Consider the following 20558-nt stretch of genomic DNA (forward strand, 5'->3'; position numbering starts at 1 on the left):
CGGGGGGGGGGGGGGGGGGGGGGGGGGGGGGGCCCCCGGCCCCCCCCCCCCCCCCGTCCGTCCGCCCACCCGGTAGGGTCGTGAGGTCACGAACCGGGGGGAACCGTGCAGGCACTGCGCACACCGATCGACACCACCGCCCTCACCGAGCCGGTCCGGCGCCGTGACGCGAGACGGACCTGGAAGGCCCTCGTCGCCGAGCATCCCGAGGCGCGCGACCTGGTCGGACTCGTCCGACGGATCGTCCTCGGCGCCGGAGCACTCTGCCTGCCGATCGGCCTGCTCGCGTTCGCCCTCGTCATCACCGCCACCGTCGCCGAGGGCGGCGAGGACGTGGCGACCGCCGCCCTCGTGCAGAGCGTGATCGGTGCCTTCGTCTGCCTGGCCGGGATGCTCTGCACCTGGGCGTGGATCCGGGTGCGGCGCCGACGCCCGCGGAAGCGGGTGCACCACCGCCTCGCCCGGTTCGCGGTGGCCAACGGCATGACCTACAGCCCGGGTCCGACCGAAACCCGTCGGGACGCCCCGCTCCGTCGACGCGGCGCGCTGAACTGCTACCGGGTGCTCCGGACCCCCGGGCCCCGAGGCCTGGAGTTCGCGAACCACGAGCTCGTCCGGTCGACCATGACGAACACCTCGCCGGCGTTCGGCGGGTACTGCGCGATGCGCCTGCCGGTGGCGTTGCCGAACATCCTGCTCCGGTCCGAGGAAGGCCCCCGGCGCCCGCTGCACACCTCGTCGGTCGTGCGAGGTTCGCAGGTGCTGTCGTTGGAGGGCGACTTCGACCGGTACTTCCGCCTGTACTGCCCCGCCGGGTACGAACGCGACGCGCTGTACCTGTTCACGCCGGACGTGATGGCGCGGCTCGTCGACCACCTGCGGGGGCTCGACGTCGAGATCGTGGACGACTGGATGTACCTGATCAGCGCCCGTGACCTGATCACGGACCGGCCCGAGCGGTGGGAGGCCCTCGCGGCGGCGGTCGACGCCCTCGACGATCGCGTCGAGCGCTGGGCACGGTGGCGGGACGAGCGGACCGAGGCAGCTGCCGACACCACCACCGGGGCCGATCGCGGTCCGGTCGTGCGGGTGCGGGAGGTCGCGAAGCCCGGACGGCGGCTCCGGACGACCTGGGGTGCCGGGACGGTGCTCATCGTCGGGACGGTGTCGCTGGGGTTCGTCGCGCTGATCGTGGCGATCACCCTGTCCTGACCGGGCTGCTCGACGTCCGGCGGCCGGCGACCGGCGACCACGGCGTTCCTGTGCGGACGCTCGGGCATCGCTCGCCGGCGCTGCTGCCGTGGTGAGCTTCTGGTGGTTCGTGTCGCTGCTCCTGCGGTTCGCGGTGAGCGCGGTGGTGCGAGAGCACGAGAAGGATCGGTAGCAGGCGGCGCGCCTGCGCTGACGCGGTCGCCCCGCGGTCAGCGGGCGGCCACGATCTCCACCTGACGTGCGGGAAGAGCGCTGCGCGACGCGGTCGCCAGGCGAGCCGGTAGGACGACACCGCCGACCCGGTGCGCGAGGTAGTCGACGAACGCACCGACCGTGCTGTCCGCGCTCGGCTGCTCAGCTGCCGGCCGCATGTCATCGGCGGACCGGACGTCGAGCGCGCCATCGACGTCCATCACGGCGACACGACGAACGCCGCCGACGGTCTTCACGAAGACGTTCGCGTAGCCGCCCACCGACTCGATCCGACGCAACAGCACCGGGAGACGTTCTTCTGCCAGGGCCACGACCACCGGCGTGCGGCCTTCGATGTCGACGACCTCGAGTTCGACCGCTGCGAAGTCACCGACGGCGAGCGACCGGTTGATCTCCGCGCGGAACGCGTCCAGCTCAGACATCGCGTTCATCCCTGCCCTTCATGTCCCGGATTGTAACGGCGTACCGCGTGGCCTGGTCCGATGCCACGGCGAAGAGAGCGGCCACATCGTCGACTTCGTGGACCGGCCCGATGCCGCTCACCTCGCCCGAGGTGTGGTGGAGGTGGACGTGCCCGTGGCAGCAGTCGACACGAGCGGCTTCGATCCACGCACCGTCGATGTCGAGGGTGTGGACGAGGATGGCGAAGTCGACCAGCCTCCCGCCGCTCCTGAAGAGGCGGTGGTCGAGCCGGACGGTGTCGGCGTCGTCGACGCTCTGGTACCAGGAGCGCTCGCTGCAGGAGGACCGGTCCGGCGGGCGGTATCCACCTCGAGTCTGGTCGGCGGTGGCTCGCTCCGCCGTGGCACGCGCACGCCGCTCATCTCGCCGCTGCTGCTGGGTCCGCCGTGCCATGGACACGAAACTAGTCAGCACCGAGAAGGAGCTGCAACGAGTTCGCATACGAACTCGCGCGGCGGAACGACGAAGGCCCCGTCGCGGTGCGACGGGGCCTTCATTCGGTTCGGTGGTGCTGTGCGCTCGAAGGGACTCGAACCCCCAACCTTCTGATCCGTAGTCAGATGCTCTATCCATTGAGCTACGAGCGCGTGGCCTTGCGGCCGTGGAAGACTCTACAACAGCTGCGGCTCGGGCGCCAATCGAGGCCGCCCGAGCGCCACCGTCGGCGTGTCGGCCTCAGTGCGCGGCGAGCTCCTCGTCGAAGACCTCGGCGAGGAACACCTCGAGCGCACGCCACGAGCGGCGGTCGGCGCGTGCCTGGTACTGAGCACCGTGGTCCGGCGCGTCCGTCCCGGGTACCGCGAAGGCGTGCATCGCGCCGGCGTAGCTCACGAGCTGCCAGTCGACCTCGGGTGCTGCACGCATCTCGTCCTCCCACGCGACGACGGTCTCGTCGGGGACGACCGGGTCGGATGCGCCGGTGAGCACCAGCAGCTTCGCGCGGATCGCGGACGCGTCGGAGGGGTCGTGCACGATGAGGCCACCGTGGAACGACACCGCGCCGACGATGTCGGCTCCGGTGCGTGCGAGTTCGAGGGCCGCGGACCCTCCGAAGCAGTACCCCATCACGACCACCTTGGTCCGGTCGACGTCGGGGTCCTCGAGCAGACGGTCGAGGCCGGCCTGCACGCGGGCGCGCATGAGCGGGAGGTCCTGGTAGTACGACCCGGCGACCTCCGCAGCCGTGTCGTCGCCCGGCCGGACGCCCTCGCCGTAGACGTCGGCGCCGAACGCCACGTACCCGAGCCGGGCGAGCATCGTCACGCGGGCCTCGACGTGCTCGTTCACGCCGTGCCAGTCGTGCACGACGAGGACGGCCGGGCGTCGGCCCGCGATCGCGGCGTCCTTCGCCAGCACGCCGAGCAGCGCGGTGCCCTCGTGGTCGTAGCGGACGGGGTCGACGCGCACGTCGGCTCCGGCGGGTTCGGGAACGGTCTGCAGGACGTCGTCGATCGTGGTCACGCCTCGGAACCTACGCCGCGCGGACCGTCAGCAGTCGATGTTGTCCCAGGAAGCGGGCCCCTCGGAGCCCGCGGCGTAGTCGTCCAGCGGTGTCTTCCCGCTGCGCCATGCCTGCAGGAACGGCTCGACGACCTTCCAGCCCTGCACGGCGCTGTCCCCGCGGACGGAGAGGGTCGCGTCGCCCTCGAGCACGCCGGCCAGCACCTCACCGTAGGCGCTCAGCCGTCCGGGGTTGAAGGTGACGTCGAGGCTCGTGTGGTCGATCGAGTACGGGTCGCCGGCCCCGTTCACGTTCAGCTCGAGCTGCATCTCGTCGGGGGCGATCCAGATCCGGAGCCGGTCCGGCAGTTCGGCGCCGGTGAGGCCGACGGGCACGTGCGGCGAGTCCTTGAAGGTGATGACGATCTCGCGGCGCTGCGCGGCGAGGGCCTTGCCGGAGCGGAGTGTGAACGGCACGCCGGCCCAGCGCCAGTTCGCGATCTCGAGGGTGAGCTGTGCGAGCGTCTCGGTGCCGAGGTCCGGGTCCACGCCGTCCTCGTCGGTGTACGACGGCAGCGAGCGGTCGCCGATCGTCCCCGCGGTGTACCGGGCACGCTTGCCGGCCGCGACGACGTCGCCGCCCCAGGGCCGGACGGCACGGAGCACGAGCTCCTTCTGGGTGCGCAGGTCGTCCGCGTCGATCGAGGCGGGCGCCTCCATCGCGACCACGGCCATCACCTGCAGCAGGTGGCTCTGGATCATGTCGACGAGCGCGCCCGCCTTGTCGTAGTAGCGCGCACGCCCCTCGAGGCCGAGCGTCTCGTCGTAGACGATGTCGACGCGGGCGACGTGCGCGGACGACAGCAGCGGTTCGATGATGCGGTTCGCGAACCGCAGGCCGAGCAGGTTCAGGACGGTGGAGCGGCCGAGGAAGTGGTCGACACGGTGGATCCGCTCCTCCGGGAGGAACGAGTGCAGGACGTCGTTCAGGTGCTCGGCGCTCTGGGCGTCGGTGCCGAACGGCTTCTCGAGCGCCAGGCGGGTCCCCGACGGCAGGTCGAGCTCCTTCAGCACCTCGCAGCTCTTCTCGGTCACGGCGGGCGGCAGCGCGAAGTAGATCGCGGGGTCGTGCTCGCACACGCCGAGCAGGGCACGCAGGTCGTCCGCGTCGGTGACGTCGGCCTTGCGGTAGCTCGAGGCGTCGATGACGTCGAGGAGCCGCTTGTTGAGGTGCTCGCCACCGTCCGCAGCCCCCTCGTCCTCCTCGTTCTTCGACGCCTGCGCGTTCTCGAAGGACGTCCGGACCTGCGCCTTCCAGTCGGCGTCCGAGATGTCCTCCACACCGGCGCCGACGAGCTGGACGTCCCAGTCGTCCTTCACCTCGAGGAGCGTGGCGAGGCCCGGCAGCAGCAGTCGCTTGGACAGGTCGCCGCTGGCACCGAGGATGAGCAGGGAGGTCTGGAGGCTCGACATGCCCCAGAACGTACTCACGCGTTCCGGCGTGTGGCCGGGAGTCGTCGGTACGGTGGGTCCAGTCCGGCGCGAGGGAGCACCATGAGCAGTGGGTACGGAGAGCGACGCCTGCGCGTCGCCGTGGTCGGGACCGGCATGATCGCCGGGGTCCACGCGCGGGCTGCCCGCGCGGCCGGGGCCGAGGTCCTCGGCGTGCTCGGCCGGAGTCCGTCCCGTTCCGAGCAGGTCGCCGCGCAGCTCGACCTCCCCCGTGGCTACGCGTCGCTCGACGAGGTGATCGCGGACGCTCCGGACGTCGTGCACGTCTGCACGCCGAACGACCAGCACCACCCGCAGGCGCTCGCGGTCGTCTCCGCCGGCATCAACGTGGTCTGCGAGAAGCCGCTCGCGATGGACACCGCCGAGGCCGACGAGCTGGTCGAGGCCGCGCGTCGGGCCGGTGTCGTCGCGACCGTGCCGTTCGTGTACCGCTACCACCCGATCATCCGCGAGATCCGCGGTCGCATCGCCGACGGCGACCTCGGACGACTCCTCGCCGTGCACGGCCACTACCTGCAGGACTGGATGCTCGACGAGGACGCGTCCTCGTGGCGGGTCGACGCGGGGTCCGGCGGCCTCTCGCGGGCGTTCGCCGACATCGGGTCGCACTGGTGCGACCTGGTCGAGTTCGTCACGGGTGAGCGGTTCGCGTCGGTGTCCGCGGCGACCGACATCGTCTACCCGACCAGGCCGGCGGCGTCCGGTCCGTCGTTCTCCGGCTCCCCCGATCCCGACCCGGTCGCCGACGCCTCGCAGCGCGCCGAGGTGACGACCGAGGACACCGCCGTCGCGACCTTCCGGACCGGCGCCGGGCGCATCGGCAACGTGGTCATCTCGCAGGTCGCGTCCGGTCGGAAGAACCGGCTGTGGTTCGAGGTGGACGGCACCCGCGGGTCCGCCGCCTTCGACCAGGAACAGCCGGAGTCGGCGTGGTTCGGCAACGAGCGGGGTGCGCAGATCGTCGTGCGGGACCCGTCGCTCGGTGTCCCGGACCAGCGCCGGCTGGCGGTCGTACCGGCCGGGCACCCGCAGGGCTACCTCGACGCGTTCGCCGCGTTCGTCGCGGACACGTACGAGGCGGTCCGGAGCGGGCCCGACCCGGAGGGCTGGCCGGACGGGCTCCCGACGTTCGCGGACGGGGCCCGGGCCGCGCACGTCATCGACGCCGTGGTCGGCAGCGCTGCCGACGGCACGTGGCGGGAGATCCCGTGACGAGCGGGACGTCGGACGCCTGACGCCCGACGCCCGAGGCGCGACGCCTCCAGCGGCGTGCGGCCCGCGTGTTGCGTGTGTGAACACCACGTGACGTGTTGCGGCACACCCTGGCGCGTCGCTGTACGAGTTCATAGGTTCGTGGGCGATGAACGCTCACACCTCCTCGCGCCGACGACGGCGCCTCGTCAGTGGCGCAGCACTCGCCACCGCCGGCGTGCTCGTCGCCCTGTCCGTCCCGTCCGCCGCGCTGGCCGCCGACGGGGACACCACGATCGACCTCTACGACGTCAACGACTTCCACGGCCGCATCGCGCAGTCCATCAGCACGCCGCCCCGCGACGGCGACGCCGCGGGCGCGGCCGTGCTCGCCGGGGCGCTCGACGAGCTCCGGGGCGACGACCCCACGACGAGCGCGTTCGTGAGCGCGGGCGACAACATCGGCGGCTCGACCTTCGAGTCCTTCATCCAGGACGACCAGCCGACGATCGACGTGCTGAACCAGATGGACCTGTCGGTCAGCGCGATCGGCAACCACGAGCTCGACAAGGGCCAGGACGACCTGCGCGACCGCGTGATCGGCGGCCAGGGCGAGGGCGTGCGCAAGGCCGAGTGGGACTACGTCTCCGCGAACATCCTGGACAAGGCAACCGGCGAGCCCGCCTTCGCCCCCTACGCCATCGAGGAGATCAGCGGCAAGCGCGTCGGCTTCATCGGTGCCACGGTCGACCTCGTCGGGCAGGGCCTCGTGAGCCCGGACGGCATCCAGGGGCTCGAGATGGGCGACATCACGACCGAGGTGAACAAGGTCGCGGCCGACCTCACCGACGGCGTCGACGGCAACGGTGAGGCCGACGTCCTCGTCCTGCTCGTGCACGACGGCGCCGAGAGCAGCGCCGCGACGGACCTCGACGGCGACTCCGAGTTCGCGAAGGCAGTGCGGGGCGTGGACCCGCGAGTCTCCGCCATCCTGTCCGCCCACACGCACCAGACGTACGTGCACTGGGTCGCCCCGACGGGGAGCGACGTCGAGCGTCCGGTGATCCAGACCGGTTCGTACGGCTTCAACCTCGGGCACGTGCAGCTGCAGGTCGCGGCCGACGGCACGGTCACCCCGTCCGTGGCCGAGAACATCCGGCTCGTCGACGGCACCTTCACGCCGGACGCCGACGTGCAGGCCACCGTCTCGGCTGCCGTGACCGAGGCCGACGAGCTCGGTGCCGTCGAGCTCGGCACGGTCGACCGGGACCTCAAGCGCGCCGTCCAGTCGAACGGTTCGGAGAACCGCGGCGGCGAGTCCACCATGGGCAACTTCGTCGCCGAGGTGCAGCGTGCCGCGACCACCCGACAGGGCTCGCAACTCGCGTTCATGAACCCCGGCGGGCTCCGCGCGGACATCGCCTCGGGCGCGGTCACCTACAAGGAGGCCGCGGTCGTCCAGCCGTTCGCCAACACCCTCGTGGTCCTCGACCTGACGGGCGCGCAGATCCGCCAGGCGCTCGAGGAGCAGTGGCAGCCGACCGGGTCGAGCCGGCCGTTCCTCAAGCTCGGCGCCTCGGACGGCTTCGGGTACACCTACGACCCGGACGCAGCCGCGGGCTCGCACGTCACGACGATGACCCTCGACGGGAAGCCGATCGTGGCGGACACGACCTACAGGGTCACGGTCAACTCGTTCCTCGCCGGGGGCGGCGACAACTTCGCGGCGTTCACGCGGGCAGCGGCGAAGCAGGACAGCGGGACGGTCGACCTCGAGGCACAGGTCGAGTACTTCCGGGCCAACCCCTCGGTGGTCGTCGCGGACGACCAGCGCTCGACCGGCGTCCGGACGACCGCGACGCCCGACGGTGGGTTCCAGCCGGGCGACCGGGTCACCATCGAGCTCTCCTCGCTGACGTTCAGCAACGAACCCGACCAGGGCGGCACCGTCACGGTCAGCGCGGGTGGGAAGGAACTCGACCGCGCGGCGATCGACACGACGATCATCGACACCACGGACGAGCAGGGACGGGCGACCCTGTCGTTCCTCGTCCCCGGCGCGACCGCGACACCCGCGACCGCGCTCGGCCGGGCAGCCGCGACGACCACCCTCGCCGCAGCCGTCGCCCCGGCGGCCACGACCGACGAGCCGCTCGTCGTCACGCTGCCGGACGGGCAGACGATCACGCTCGCGGTGACGATCCCGGTCGCCGCAGCCGTCGACCCGACGGACCCGACGGACCCGACGGACCCGACCGATCCCACCGACCCCGGCACGCCTGGGACCCCGGGAGCGGGCGGCGGTACGGGCGGCACGGTCGGTGGCGACACCGACGGTGACGGCATCGTCGACGGCGCGGTCCCGGCGAACGCCGGTGGCGCACTCGCCTTCACCGGCGCCGACATCGTGGCCCCGGCCGTCGCGGCAGGCCTGCTGCTCCTCGCGGGTCTCGCGGCGCTGGCGCTCGTCCGCCGGAAGCGCACCGAGCCGGAGGCGACGGACCTGACGGACTGACGCCGCGCCTCCCGGCCATCGAGCGGGTCGTCCCACCCACGTGGGACGACCCGCTCTCGTGGGTCCAGGAGGCACGGTTCCGGCCCGCAGGACCGACACACGGTCCGCGGGCGGCCGGGACAACGTGTCCCATCACGGTGGTTCCCCGCTGGACCGGCGATCTGCGGGGTACGCTCAGCCCTGTCGCATCGCGACGCGTCGCGCTGGGTCGCCTCTCATCCCGGACGGTGGTTCCGACCGGGGGACTCCGCGACGCGGGTGCTCTCCGTCTCCAGGGAAACGACGGAGGGCACCCATCTCACGTCGTCAGCGGAAGAGCTGCTCGCCGATGTACGAGCCCTTGCGCGGCGCCGGAGGGACGGCGAACACCGCGCTCCCGATGTGCGACACGTACTCGTTCAACCGGTCCGAGGCGCCGAGCTTCCGCTGCAGCGTCGTGAAGTGCGCGGGGTCGTTCATGTACGCGGCGAAGAGCAGCCCGGCGTCGAGCTGCCCGTACTGGTTCAGCCCGTCCGTGTAGTTGTAGCCGCGACGGAGGATCTTGACGCCACCGTTCGCCTCGTGCGCGGCGAGCGCGATGTGCGACTTGGGGTCGATCTTGGTCGTGCCGTCCCGGTGCGCGGCGTCGAAGTCCGGCGTGGTGTGCTCGGTCCCGCCCGAGAGCGGAGCGCCCTCGATCTTCGTGCGTCCGAACACGCGCTGCTGGTCACTGACGACGTCCGCGTCCCAGATCTCGATGTTCATCCGGATCTTCCGCACCACCTGGTACGTCCCGCCCCGCATCCACCCGGCGCCGGGACCCGGTTCGTCGAGCCAGACGAAGCGGTCGTAGTCCTCGTCGGTGGTGATGTTGCGGGTGCCGTCCTTGAAGCCCATCAGGTTGCGGGGCGTCGACTGGTCCGGACCGGCCGAGGCCCGGCCGAAGCCGAGCACCGTCCACCGGACGGTCGCGGTGCCCCTTGCCATCCGGGCGAGGTCGCGGACCGCGTGGTACGCCACCTGCGGGTCGTCCGCGCAGGCCTGCAGGGACAGGTCCCCACCGGTGAGGCCGGCGTCGAGGTTGTCGCTCGGCAGGGTCGGGATCGCGGCGAGGTGCTCCGGTCGCTTCGACGCCAGGCCGAACCGCTCGTCGAAGATCCCCGGGCCGAGGCCGACCGTGACGGTCAGGGACGCGGGACCGAGGTCGAGCGCCTCCCCCGTGTCCGCGCCGACGCCGTCGCCGTGCGCGGGTTCGACGCTGCCGACGGTCTTGCCGGCCTGCAGCTGCGCGATCGACGCCGACCACCTGGCGAGGAGCACCTGCAGGTCGGTCGTCACGGTCGACGACAGGTCGAAGGTCATGAAGACGCAGTAGCGCTGCGGCGCGGTCCGGACACCGCCCTGCGGCTGCCGCGCGGCGGTCGCGTAGAACGGGTGACTCTGGGAGAGGTCGATCGACTCGTCGCCGTTCGTCGCCGCGGTGAACGGGTTCACCCCGGTCGCGGCGGTCGCCCCGGCCACCCCAGCCGCCGCGCCGATGCCGGCTCCGGCCGCCGCGACGCCCGCGGTCACGCCGGCGCCGAAGAGCCCGCGCCGGGACAGCGAAGCGGGGCCCGGCTGGTCGCGGGGCTGCTCGTCGGGCGTGGTCGTCACGTCGTTCGGGGTCGTCGCATCGTGCGGGGTCGTCGCGTCGTGCGGGGTCGTCGCGTCGTGCGGGGTCGTCACGCCGTGGCGACCTTCTCGGCGAGGCGGGACAGCGGGTCCTGCAGCGCCTGGACCTGCTGCGAGATGGTGTTCGCGTCGGACGCCTTGGTGGCGGCGTCCCACGTGGCGAACCCGCCCAGGTCGTCGGCGTCGCGGTAGCCGTCCATGAGCGTGTTCGTCCGGTCGAACTGCGTCGCGATCTGCTTCGTCAGCGTCGGGTCGAGCTTCGTCAGGCCGGGCTTGAGGTACGCGAACGCCTGGCGGGCACCCTCCACGTTGGCGGCGAGGTCGACGAGGTCGATGTGGCTGTACGCCTCCTCCTCGCCGGTGATCTTGTTCGACTGGACCTCCTCGAGGAGGCCGGCGGCACCGTTCGCGAGGTCCTCCGGCTTGTAGTCGAGGGTCGGCACGAGCTTCGCGAGCAGCTGCACGTTCTCGGTCAGGTCGGCGGCGGTCTTCTTGGTCGACGCGGTGATGGCGCCGGCCTGGAACAGGTCCTTCTCGACCGCGTGGAACCCGCTCCACCCGACGGCCGGGTCGAGGTTCGAGGCCCGCATGTCGATGAGGTAGTCGAGGTTGCCGGCGTTGTCGGTGGCCTTGTAGCCCTTCTTCACGAAGCCGTCGACGTCGCTCTCGACGTGCTCGTAGACCGGACGGGCGTTCGCGTAGTCGGTCTTCGCGGCGGCGAGGTCGCCCGCGTCGACGTCCTTCTGCAGCTGCTCGACCGCGGCGACCATGTCGGTGACCTGCCCGTCGACGTACTCGGCGTAGCCCTTCGTGCCCTCGTCGAGCAGGGTCGCGGCGCTGCTGTTCGCCGTCGAGGCCACCTTGCCGGTGACGGTGAAGTCGGTGAGCTCCCGGTCGGCCCCGGGGCAGTACACCTGGTACTTGCCGCCGGTGAGCGTGGCCGTGAACGTCACGGCGGCCAGCCCGGGCGCGAGGTTCTCCTTCTCGCCGAGGATCCGCTGGTCCTGCAGCAGCTCGACCTCGGTGATCGCGGTCGACGACTCGTTCTTGACGGTGAACGTGACCGGCCCGGCGGGGACCTTCGTGGTCGACACGGCGCACGTGTCGGAGCCGTCGTTCGTCAGCGTGACCGAGACGCGGGACACCGTGCCGGAGCTGCTCGCACCGTCACCGGCCGTCGTGGACGAGTTCGCGCAGCCGGTCAGGGCGAGGGCGGTGACGACGCCCAGGGCGCCGAGGGTGGTCAGGGGGCGGGCAGTCCTACCGAACGGCATACTCAGGGCTCCTCGTGGGGTCGTCCGCGGGTGGGCCGCGCGACGGGTCGGTTTCGGGGGTGTGGGTCGTGGGGGCCGGCCGGCGACGGCGATCGCGGAGCGCCAGCAGCGCCTGGGCAGCGGCGGCGACGCCGAGGGCGATCGGCAGCCAGGCCTTCCAGAGCAGCAGTTCCGCGGTGCGGCTGTCCGCGGACGCGACGGCCGTCGCGGACTGCGCGACACGCGTGGCGGGGACCGCCCAGACGGTGCGGTCCAGGGTCGTGGTGCGAGCGGACGGGAGGCCCCCACCGGCGATCGTGAGCACCGTGCGTTCGGTGCGGCTCGCGTCCAGGACCCCACCCCGGACCGTCCACAGGGTGACGGTGTCGCGGACCACCCAGCGGGCCGTGAACGGCCCGGGGTTCGTGCTCGGCGAGACCCCGACGGGGACGCGCCCGAACAGGTCGACCAGGTCGTCGAGCGTCAGGCTCGACGGCCGCTGCGCGGCCGACCCGTCCTCGGTCCGCCGCCAGCGGTCGGCGGTCACGCCCTGCCGGGTGACGCTCCGGTGGGTCGACGCCGGGAAGGCGACCCGCGCCTCCCGGCCCGTGCCGCTGGTGCGCATGGTCGCGGTCGCCCCGTCGACCTGTGCGGTGACGGAGCCGGCGCCGCCCGTGACGGCGGTCGTGTGCGGCAGGTCGACGCTGCCCGTGGGGACGGCGATCGCGAGCGTCGCGGCGGCGACGGCGAGGACGGCGGCCACGGCGGTCCGGACGGCCGGCACCCGGGTGCGGGACGGCCGCCAGGCGCGCGGCCACAGCGAGATCGCGAGGACGGGGACGACGTAGAGCACCCAGCCGAGGACCTCGATGACCCGGGGGTCCGGCGGGATGCCGAGGACGCCGGTGACGAGGGCGCCCTGCACGGACCCGTTCGGCGCGAGCCAGCCGAGGTCGACCGTGCGCTGCTGCCCGATGACGATCCAACCGGCCTCGTGCGCGCGGCGGAGCACGGTCAGCACGAGCCCGCCGGCGACGAACACGAGGAAGATCCCGGTGCCGGTGAAGAACTTCGACAGGTTCAGTCGGACACCGCCGGTGTAGATGCCGTACCCGACGACGACGGCGCCCGCGATGCCGATCACCGCACCGAGTGCCGCGAGCCCGGTGTCGGACGAGGCCTGGAACGTCGCCAGCAGGAAGACCGCGGTCTCGAAGCCCTCCTTGAGGACGGCGAGGAAGGCCATGCCGGCGAGGGCCCAGGCGGTGCCGCGGCCGAGCGCCGCGGTCGCACTCGCCTCGAGCTCCGTCGTGAGGCTCCGCGCGTGCGAGCGCATCCAGACGATCATCCCCGTGACGAAGACGACGGCGACGATGCCGATGATCGCCTCCATGCCCTCCTGCTGGGCTTGGGGCAGGGCCTGCTCGACGACCTGCAGGCCGAAGCCGACGGCGACGCTGAGCACCACGGCGACCCCGACGCCGAGCCACATGGGGGCGAGGGGGACGCGGTTGCGACGGAGGAACGCGGCGATGATGCCGACGATGAGGGTCGCTTCGAGGCCTTCGCGGAGGCCGATGACGAGAGTGGCGAGCATGACAAAGGTGAGGCTAACCTAACCGCGGCCCGGCTCGCCAGTCGTCCGGCGTGGGGTTTGATGGTTCTCATGAACCTGCTGTCCGTCGATGGCCTGGCGTCGGTCACGAACGTGCTCGACCTCGCCGGGGTGTTCGCGTCGGCGCTGCTCGGCGGTTCGCTCGCCCGGACGATGGACTTCGACCTCTTCGGCTTCCTGGTCGTCGGGTTCGTCTCCGGCCTCGGCGGCGGCATGCTGCGGGACACGCTGCTGCAGAACGGGCCGCCCGTCGCGCTCATCGATCCCCTGTACGCGCCGGTCGCGATCGCCGGTGCGCTCATCGCCTTCTTCGTGTCGTTCTCGGAGCTGACCTGGGACCGGCTGTTCACCGTGCTCGACGCCGCGGTCATCGGCTTCTGGTCGGTGGTCGGGGTGCAGCGGACGTTCGACGCCGGGCTCGACTGGCCGGCCGCGATCATCATGGGCACGATCACGGCGGTCGGCGGCGGTGCGATGCGGGACCTGCTGCTCCGTCGGGTCCCCGCCGTGTTCGGCGGCAACGCGCTCTACGCCACCGTGGCCGTCGCCGCGTCCGCCGTGATGGTCGTCGCGTCCCACCTCGGGTCCCCGTCGATCGGGATCATCGCGGCGATCGTGCTCTCCCTCGGGCTGCGCTGGGGTGCCGTCCGACGGGGGTGGGGCCTGCCGAACGGTCGCGACTGGCAGCCGAAGTCCACCCTCGGCTCCCTGCTCCAGCGGGGTCGGAAGCTGCGTCCGGACGCCATCCGACTGCTCCGACGACCGGGCCGACGGTCCGGCGCGGGGAGCGTGCACCACGAGAACGAGTCGGGGTCCGGGTTCGGGTTCGGGTTCGAATCCGGACCCGGGTCGGGGTCCGGGTCCGGGTCCGGGTCCGGGTCCGTCGAACCGTCGGACGGCTGAACGCGCCGAGGGGCTGTCATCTGTCGGTCCTCGGTCGTACAATCGGTACCGCCGGGTATCGACCCGGCATCCATGGTCCGCTGGAGCACCGACGCGACCCGAACGCGCCGGTTCCGAACGGACCTGTGGTTGGGGGCTTCGCTGATGCCGCGCGGGATCAGACGCGCGGCGCGGCAGGTCTCCCGACGCACCCTGCCTCCAGCACAATGGTCGTGACCCACCCTCACGCCAGCCCGACGAAGCCGGACCCGACGGATCACGGCGGGCCCCGTCGAATCAGGAACCGATGAGCGACGACGCCTCCGATCCCAGCTCCTCCGTCACCGGGCCGCCCACGCCCCGCACCCCACGAGCCGAGGTGCGCGAGCGCCTGCTGGTCGCCGGCGCCCAGGTCTTCGCCGAGCAGGGCGTGTACGAGGCCCGGCTCGACGAGATCGCCGCCCGCGCGGGGTTCAGCAAGGGTGCCGTCTACTCGAACTTCTCGTCGAAGGAAGACCTCGTCGCCGAGGTCATGCAGCGCCAGACGAACCTCGTGCTCGGCTCGCTGCGGGAACTCGTGCGTGCGGACATCGCAGCCGTGGACATCGGCGACGTCGTCCGGGCAGCGTTCGGCCGGCACGACCAGACCGCGCAGTTCGCCCTGCTCTCGGAGTTCCGTGGGTACGCGATGCGCCGACCCGAGTTCCTGCCCGAGTTCGTGCGCCAGCGGCGGGAGCTGCAGGACGGGGTGCTCGAGCTCGTGGAGCTGTGGTTCGGGGCGCACCCGGAGATCGATGCCGGGATGCCGCTGGCGGACTTCGCCCGGGTGCTCATCGGGGCGAACGTGGGGATCGTGTTCGACTCGGCGGCGTTGCCCGGGGTGAACCCGGGCGAAGTCGTCGCGGCCCTCGTCGAGGCGGTCGTGCGCCAGCGCTAGCGCGCGGCGCGGCGCGGCGCGGCGCGCGGCGGCGCAACGGTAGCGCCGTGCGCCAGCGCAGCGCGGCAGCTCGCACCGTGCGAGGTTCGCCGCTCCGCGCGACCCTGCCCGCTGGGTGCGCCGCTACAGCGGCGCACCCAGCCACCAACCCCGCCACCCCCGAACAACCCCGCACAGTGCGGCACGTCCCCACGGGCCCCACCAGTGCGCCAACCCCGCCGCCACCGAACAACACCGCATCGTGCGGCACGGCCCCACGGGCCGCACCAGCGCGCCGCGAAGCGGCACGCACCGTGCGAGGTGCGCCGCTCCGCGCGACCCTGCCCGCTCCGTGCGCCGCTACAGCGGCGCACCCAGCCACCAACCCCGCCGCCGCCAAACAACACCGCACCGTACGGCGCGGCCCCACGGGCCGCGCCAGTGCACCACGGCGCGGGCGCGGCGCGGCGCCGCAGCGCGCACCGTGCGAGGTTCGGCGCTCCGCGCGCCCCTGCCCGCCCCGTGCGCCGCTACAGCGGCGCACCCAGCCACCAACCCCGCCGCCGCCAAACAACACCGCACCGTGCGGCACGGCCCCACGGTTCGCACCAGTGCGCCACGGCGCGGGCGCGGCGGCACGCACCGTGCGAGGTTCGCCGCTCCGCGCGACCCTGGTTGCTCCGTGCGCCGCTACAGCGGCGCACGGAGCAACCAACCCCGCCGCCACCGAACAACGCAGCACCGTGCGGATAGCGCGACCACACCAGCGGCCAGCGCCAGCGCACCGCGCGCGAGCGCGAGCGCTACGCGGCACTGCGCCGCGCGCGCCGCCCCTCGTGCGACCACGCCGACGACGGCAGCAGGCTCGGCGGCAGCAGCCGGGACCGGACCAACCGCGCACCGGAGGCCGACGCGTCGAGGGCGACCCGCGCCTCCCGGACGGCGGCGAGGAGCGCCGAGGAGTCCACCGTCGCCGCACCGGCCGCGGCGAACCGCTCGCGGTCGACCGCGTCGACGATCGCCTCGAGGTGCGGCAACACCGTCGCGGGTACCGATGCCCGGAGCCGACCGAGCACCGCACGTGCCGTGCGCGCTGCGGCGGCCGCGTCTCCCGGCGGCGCCAACCCCGGCGCGTACCCGTGGTCCGCGACGTCGTCGAGGGCCTCGCGCCAGGCGTTCACCGCCGGCGACCGACCCGAGTGCACCGCGGCCAGCCGGGTCCGACGGCGGAGGGTCCGGACGAGCGCGGGCGAGACGAGCAGTGCGACCGCCAGCAGGAGACCGACCGCGAGTCCGAGCGGGCCGTTGCCCCCACCGCCGGTCGACCCGGTGGCGCTCGGCGCGGCAGAGGCGCTCGGCGTCGGGGTGGCGGTCTGGGCCGGAGCGGACTCGCCGGGTGCGGGCAGCGGCGTCTCCGGAGCGGCGGAGGAGGGGGTGGCGCTGGCCTCGGTGGCGGGCGAGGCCGCTGCGTCGGAGTCGGGGGTCGGCTCGAACGCGACCCAGCCGGCGCCCTTGATGTAGAGCTCCGGCCACGAGTGCAGCTGGCGGTTCGACACCGTGTACTCGCCGTCGGCCTGGGTCGTGCCCGCCCGGTAGCCGACCGCGATGCGCGACGGGATGCCGAGCGTCCGAGCCATCACGGCCATCGCCGACGAGAAGTGCACGCAGTAGCCCTCGCGGACCTGCAGGAACTTCGCGACGACGTCCATGCTGTCGCCGTCGTAGCCCTGCTCGACCGGTGCGGTCTCGGAGTAGGTGAACAGGTCGCTCCGGAACCACTGCTCGAGCGCGCGGGCCTTCTCGTAGTCCGAGCCAGCGCTGCCCGCGACCCGCTGCGCCGTCCGCGCGATGCTGTTGGGCAGCTTGTCGGGCAGTTCGCGGTCGATGCGGAGCTGGTTCGCCGACGGGGTGGCGAACCCGCGACCGTCCGCCCGTCCGAGCAGGCCGGAGCTGGCGATCGCGTCGAGGTACTCACCGGACCACGTCGAAGCGCCGTACACCTCGTAGGTGGCACCGCGCGGGGTCGCCGGGCCGGTGGAGCGCACCGTGCTCGACTCCCCCATCCAGCGCCACTGCGACAGGTCGAGGTTCGTCGACCGCGACTCGATCGAGACCGCGCCGGACGGGACCGGCAGGTAGTTGCTCGACAGGCCGGTGACCCGGATCGTGACGTCGCCGCGACTGGACAGGCGGGGGTTGATGCCGACCGCCCACTGCTGCTGGTCGGCCGTCTCGGACTTCGCCGCGTCGGTCGTCGTCGGCACCCAGTCCCCGGTGCCGAACTCGTCGAGGTTCGCGAGCTTGAGGTACTCCGGACGCCCGTCCGAGGACCGGTAGCGGAACACCTCGAGCTCGTTCGGCTGCCGGAGGTCCTGCCCGAGGTTGAGGAGGGTGCCCGGCCGTCCGGGCTGCACCGGCGACTGGATCGCCCCGGTCACCCCGGACAACCAGCTGGCGTTGAGCGGCACGATGGCGGGCAGCCCGACGGCGACCACGAGTCCGATCGCGCCGACGACCGCGGCCGGGAGGGCTCGCTGGACGGGCCGGACCGAGAGCCAGAGCAGGACGAGGAAGGCGATGCCGGTGGCGATGACCAGTCCGGGTGCCGCCGGCGCCCCGGTGACGATCCCGGGGACGATGAGGATCACGAGCGCCGGAGCGGCCGCGAGGGCGGCGGTCGGCGCGACGGCGGCGAGGAACAGCGAGACGCCCGCGACCCAGCCGATCGCGACCGTGACGATGAGGCGGATCGCGTCGGACTGCGGCAGCGGTGCCGGGTTCAGCCGGATCGCGGCCAGGGTCTCGCCGAGGGCACCGTTCCGGTCGAGCCAGCCGAGCGGCTGGATGTCGTTCACGACCGCCGCGGCGCAGGAGCAGACCACGAGAGCGACGACGAGGGCCACGAACCGCACGCCCGGCGCACGACGGCGGACGGCGAGCACCGTGCCGACGAGCACGGCGGCGACGAGGACGCCGGACACCCACCAGGCGATGCCCTGCACGAGCGGGCGCATGGCGAGGGCGGCGATGAGGACGGGCACCGGGGCGAGCGCCACGACCCACGGGCTCGGCGAGTCCGGGCGGTCGACACGACGGTCGGCGTCGGGACGGGCATCGCCCCGGGCGGGTGCCGGACGGGTGGCGACGCCGCTCACCGGATACTCCCGGGCGAGTGGGCGCCGGCCACCGGCACGACGAGGGTCCGCCAGCCACCACGGTCGAGGATCCCGCGGACGACCGGGTCCGGCGGCACGATCGTCGCCAGGATCCCTCGGCTCGAGCCGGTCGTCGACGAGACGAGCTCGGCGGCCTGCTCGGCGGTGCAGTTGCCGGTGACGACGGCCGTCATGCCGTGCACGTCGCGGCCCCGCACGTCGGGCAGGACCTCGGTGACCTCGCGGGCGTCGGAGCGGACCCGGACGTCGGCGAGCCCCACGAGCACGTCGGTCAGTCCGCCGGCGTCCCCCGCGTGCCGGGTGCTGCCGGCGGGTCCGTCGCTGACGAGCACGACGCGCGAGGTCCGCGCGGCCAGTGCCCGTGCGACGCTCGCGGCGACCACGACCGCGTGCTCGAACGCGGCGTCGCCGCCGAGGTCCGAGAGCTCCGCGAGGTCGTCGCGCCCGAGCCGCTGGTAGGACTCCCGCCGGACGTCGAGCGCGATGACCGCCTCGGGCGGCTGCGCCTGTGTGGTCTGCCGGACGTGGAGTTCGCCGCGTCGAGCACTCTGGGCCCAGTGCACGCGGCGGATCGGGTCGCCGGGACGGTACGGGCGGAGTTCGCTGTCGTCCGCCGAGCCGCCCTGACCCACCCGGCCCTCGTCGGCCGAGACCGCACCCGCGAGGGCTCCGGCGTCGAGCGTCCCCAGCGGGGTCGACGCCGGCACGACGACGACCTCTTCGGCGGCGACGACCGGGCGGTCGATGCGGAGCAGGCCGAACGGGTCCTCGACGCGGATCGTCACCGGACCGACGACGCTCCGCCCGCGGTGCATCGCGAGGGCCTCGACGTCGAGCACCGCCGGCGGCAGGTTGGGACCGACCGCGGCGTAGGTCTCGGCGGTGTCCATGCTCACGAGCGCGTCGTCGAGCTGTTCGCGCACGAGGAGCATCGACCGCGGGCCGATCGGCAGGCTCGTCCCGCCGAGCGTGATCCGCTCGCGGTACACCTCGCCGACCTGGACGATCGCGCGTGCCGTGCTCCGGCTGCCACGCAGTGGTGCGGCGACGACGAACGCCATCACGATGCCCAGCACGACGAGGACGAGCAGCAGGAGGCCCGCGGAGACGGCGACGCTCGTGGTCCCGACGAGCCCGCCGCCGATCAGTCCGATGCCGACCGCGATCACGGTCCAGCCGCGGACCGTCGGCCTCGGGAACGGCGTCCGGCGCAGCAGCGACAGTCCACGCCGCCCGTAGCGGAGCACCCCGGAACGCACCGCACCGGCACGCAGGGCGAGCGACGTCGGCGCCGGGGTTCCGGACATCAGGAGCGGACGGGGGTCGCCGTGAACGGCACGGCGGTGTCGGACACGATGCGCACGACGATGTCGCGGACGGTGTCGTCACCTGTGCCGCCGAGGCCGCGGGCCACCGGGACGAGACGGTGCGCGAGGATCACCGGTGCGAGCGTGGCGACGTCGTCGGGCGTGACGAAGGGACGGCCGAGCAGGGCCGCGTGGGCGCGGGCGGCCTGGGCGAGGTGCAGCGTCGCCCGCGGGCTGGCGCCGAGGACGATGTCGGGGTGCGTGCGGGTGGCCCGGACGATGGCGACGATGTACGCCTCGACGTCGGGCGCGACGTGCACCGTCCGCACGGACTGGATGAGGTCGCGCAGGACGTCGACGTCGACGATCGGACGGAGGTGCGCCAGCGGGTCGCCGCCGCCGCGGTTCGTCAGCATCTGCCGCTCGGCGTCGGCGCTCGGGTACCCCATCGTCAGGCGGGCCATGAACCGGTCGCGCTGGGCTTCCGGGAGCGGGTACGTGCCCTCCATGTCGATCGGGTTCTGCGTCGCGACGATCATGAACGGGCTGTCCAGCTTGCGCGTCACGCCGTCCACCGTCACCTGCGCCTCGGCCATCGCCTCGAGGAGCGCCGACTGGGTCTTCGGGCTGGTGCGGTTGATCTCGTCGCCGATGACGACGTTCGCGAAGACCGGTCCCGGCGAGAAGCGGAACGTGCCGGAGGACTGGTCGAAGATGTTCACCCCGGTGACGTCCGAGGGCAGCATGTCCGACGTGAACTGGATGCGGTTCACGGATCCGCCGACGGACGCGCCGAGGGCCTTGGCCAGCACCGTCTTGCCGACGCCGGGAACGTCCTCGACGAGGAGGTGTCCCTCGGCCAGCATCACCGTCAGGGCGGTGCGGATGGCCTCGGTCTTCCCGTCGACGACGGTGGACACGGCGGCGATGATGTCGTCGCCGACGTCCCGGATGCGGTCGATCGGGAAGGCGGGGTCGGTCGGTTCCGGCACGCAGGCCTCCTCGGCTCAGGACAGGTGTCGTGCATGCTACAACGGCCCGGTGACAGGGACCGGAGGATGCGTCACCGACTGCGTCGCCGGACACACGGCGGCGGACTGGAGGCGGGGGGGGGGGGGGGGGCGGGGGGCCCCCCCGCCGCCCCCCCCCCCCCCCCCCCCCGCCCCCACCCCCCCCCCCCCCCCCCCCCCCCCCCCCCCCCCCCCCCCCCCGGG

15 protein-coding genes and 1 tRNA gene are annotated in these 20558 nt (G+C 73.0%); 5 read left to right on the forward strand and 11 right to left on the reverse strand.

Translation table 11 applies throughout. From position 1 onward, the window contains the following. Positions 1-105 precede the first annotated feature (105 nt). Positions 106-1212 (forward strand): hypothetical protein, encoded by a 1107-nt coding sequence (locus ACIQUC_RS12740; protein ID WP_402267412.1) that lies wholly within the window; start codon positions 106-108, stop codon positions 1210-1212. Positions 1213-1421: 209 nt separating this feature from the next. Here the strand turns inward: ACIQUC_RS12740 and ACIQUC_RS12745 are convergent, their stop codons facing one another. The 5 genes from ACIQUC_RS12745 to ACIQUC_RS12765 all read right to left on the reverse strand — a co-directional run bounded on the left by ACIQUC_RS12745 (position 1422) and on the right by ACIQUC_RS12765 (position 4800). Continuing rightward, positions 1422-1847 carry a hypothetical protein gene (locus ACIQUC_RS12745; protein ID WP_402267415.1) on the reverse strand — a complete coding sequence of 142 codons (426 nt, stop codon included), beginning with the start codon at positions 1845-1847 and terminating at the stop codon, positions 1422-1424. Beyond that, complete coding sequence (locus ACIQUC_RS12750) at positions 1840-2280, reverse strand: hypothetical protein (RefSeq protein WP_402267417.1); 441 nt, start codon at positions 2278-2280, stop codon at positions 1840-1842. Before ACIQUC_RS12750 ends, ACIQUC_RS12745 begins: the two co-directional genes overlap by 8 nt. Positions 2281-2401: 121 nt before the next feature. After that, positions 2402-2474, reverse strand: a tRNA-Arg gene (locus ACIQUC_RS12755). Positions 2475-2562: 88 nt separating this feature from the next. After that, the gene (locus ACIQUC_RS12760) at positions 2563-3348 is read right to left on the reverse strand and encodes a dienelactone hydrolase family protein (protein ID WP_402267420.1); all 786 of its coding nucleotides are present in this window, start codon (positions 3346-3348) and stop codon (positions 2563-2565) included. 27 nt (positions 3349-3375) lie between these two features. Next, positions 3376-4800 carry a glucose-6-phosphate dehydrogenase gene (locus ACIQUC_RS12765; RefSeq protein WP_402267423.1) on the reverse strand — a complete coding sequence of 475 codons (1425 nt, stop codon included), beginning with the start codon at positions 4798-4800 and terminating at the stop codon, positions 3376-3378. Positions 4801-4881: 81 nt separating this feature from the next. Here ACIQUC_RS12765 and ACIQUC_RS12770 point away from each other — a divergent pair, with 81 nt between their 5' ends. Then, positions 4882-6051: a Gfo/Idh/MocA family protein gene (locus ACIQUC_RS12770; RefSeq protein ID WP_402267426.1), complete on the forward strand. Its 1170-nt coding sequence runs from the start codon at positions 4882-4884 to the stop codon at positions 6049-6051. 148 nt (positions 6052-6199) lie between these two features. Next, positions 6200-8545 (forward strand): bifunctional metallophosphatase/5'-nucleotidase, encoded by a 2346-nt coding sequence (locus ACIQUC_RS12775; RefSeq protein WP_402267429.1) that lies wholly within the window; start codon positions 6200-6202, stop codon positions 8543-8545. A gap of 306 nt (positions 8546-8851) precedes the next feature. On the opposite strand, the gene efeB is transcribed toward ACIQUC_RS12775, so the two are convergent. From efeB to efeU, 3 genes are read right to left on the reverse strand one after another with little or no spacing between them, the layout of a single operon-like run. Continuing rightward, entirely contained in the window at positions 8852-10249 is a 1398-nt protein-coding gene (gene efeB / locus ACIQUC_RS12780; RefSeq protein ID WP_402267432.1) for an iron uptake transporter deferrochelatase/peroxidase subunit, read from the reverse strand. Then, positions 10246-11469, reverse strand: a complete 1224-nt coding sequence (gene efeO / locus ACIQUC_RS12785) for an iron uptake system protein EfeO (RefSeq protein ID WP_402267435.1) — start codon at positions 11467-11469, stop codon at positions 10246-10248. Before efeO ends, efeB begins: the two co-directional genes overlap by 4 nt. After that, positions 11456-13045 (reverse strand): iron uptake transporter permease EfeU, encoded by a 1590-nt coding sequence (efeU, locus tag ACIQUC_RS12790; RefSeq protein ID WP_402267438.1) that lies wholly within the window; start codon positions 13043-13045, stop codon positions 11456-11458. Before efeU ends, efeO begins: the two co-directional genes overlap by 14 nt. A gap of 69 nt (positions 13046-13114) precedes the next feature. Here efeU and ACIQUC_RS12795 point away from each other — a divergent pair, with 69 nt between their 5' ends. After that, the gene (locus ACIQUC_RS12795) at positions 13115-13966 is read left to right on the forward strand and encodes a trimeric intracellular cation channel family protein (RefSeq protein ID WP_402267441.1); all 852 of its coding nucleotides are present in this window, start codon (positions 13115-13117) and stop codon (positions 13964-13966) included. 286 nt (positions 13967-14252) lie between these two features. Continuing rightward, on the forward strand, positions 14253-14882 hold the full coding sequence (locus ACIQUC_RS12800) for a TetR/AcrR family transcriptional regulator (RefSeq protein ID WP_402267444.1): 630 nt from the start codon (positions 14253-14255) through the stop codon (positions 14880-14882). 782 nt (positions 14883-15664) lie between these two features. Here the strand turns inward: ACIQUC_RS12800 and ACIQUC_RS12805 are convergent. Genes ACIQUC_RS12805 through ACIQUC_RS12815 form a run of 3 tightly spaced genes read right to left on the reverse strand, consistent with a single transcriptional unit; the run spans position 15665 to position 20336 of the window. Continuing rightward, on the reverse strand, positions 15665-18016 hold the full coding sequence (locus ACIQUC_RS12805) for a transglutaminaseTgpA domain-containing protein (RefSeq protein ID WP_402267447.1): 2352 nt from the start codon (positions 18014-18016) through the stop codon (positions 15665-15667). Next, positions 18013-19344 carry a DUF58 domain-containing protein gene (locus ACIQUC_RS12810; protein WP_402267450.1) on the reverse strand — a complete coding sequence of 444 codons (1332 nt, stop codon included), beginning with the start codon at positions 19342-19344 and terminating at the stop codon, positions 18013-18015. Before ACIQUC_RS12810 ends, ACIQUC_RS12805 begins: the two co-directional genes overlap by 4 nt. Then, positions 19344-20336 carry an AAA family ATPase gene (locus tag ACIQUC_RS12815; RefSeq protein WP_402267452.1) on the reverse strand — a complete coding sequence of 331 codons (993 nt, stop codon included), beginning with the start codon at positions 20334-20336 and terminating at the stop codon, positions 19344-19346. Before ACIQUC_RS12815 ends, ACIQUC_RS12810 begins: the two co-directional genes overlap by 1 nt. Between the last annotated feature and the right edge of the window lie 222 nt (positions 20337-20558).

It is taken from the genome of Curtobacterium sp. NPDC098951, assembly GCF_044759965.1.
Taxonomy (GTDB): domain Bacteria; phylum Actinomycetota; class Actinomycetes; order Actinomycetales; family Microbacteriaceae; genus Curtobacterium.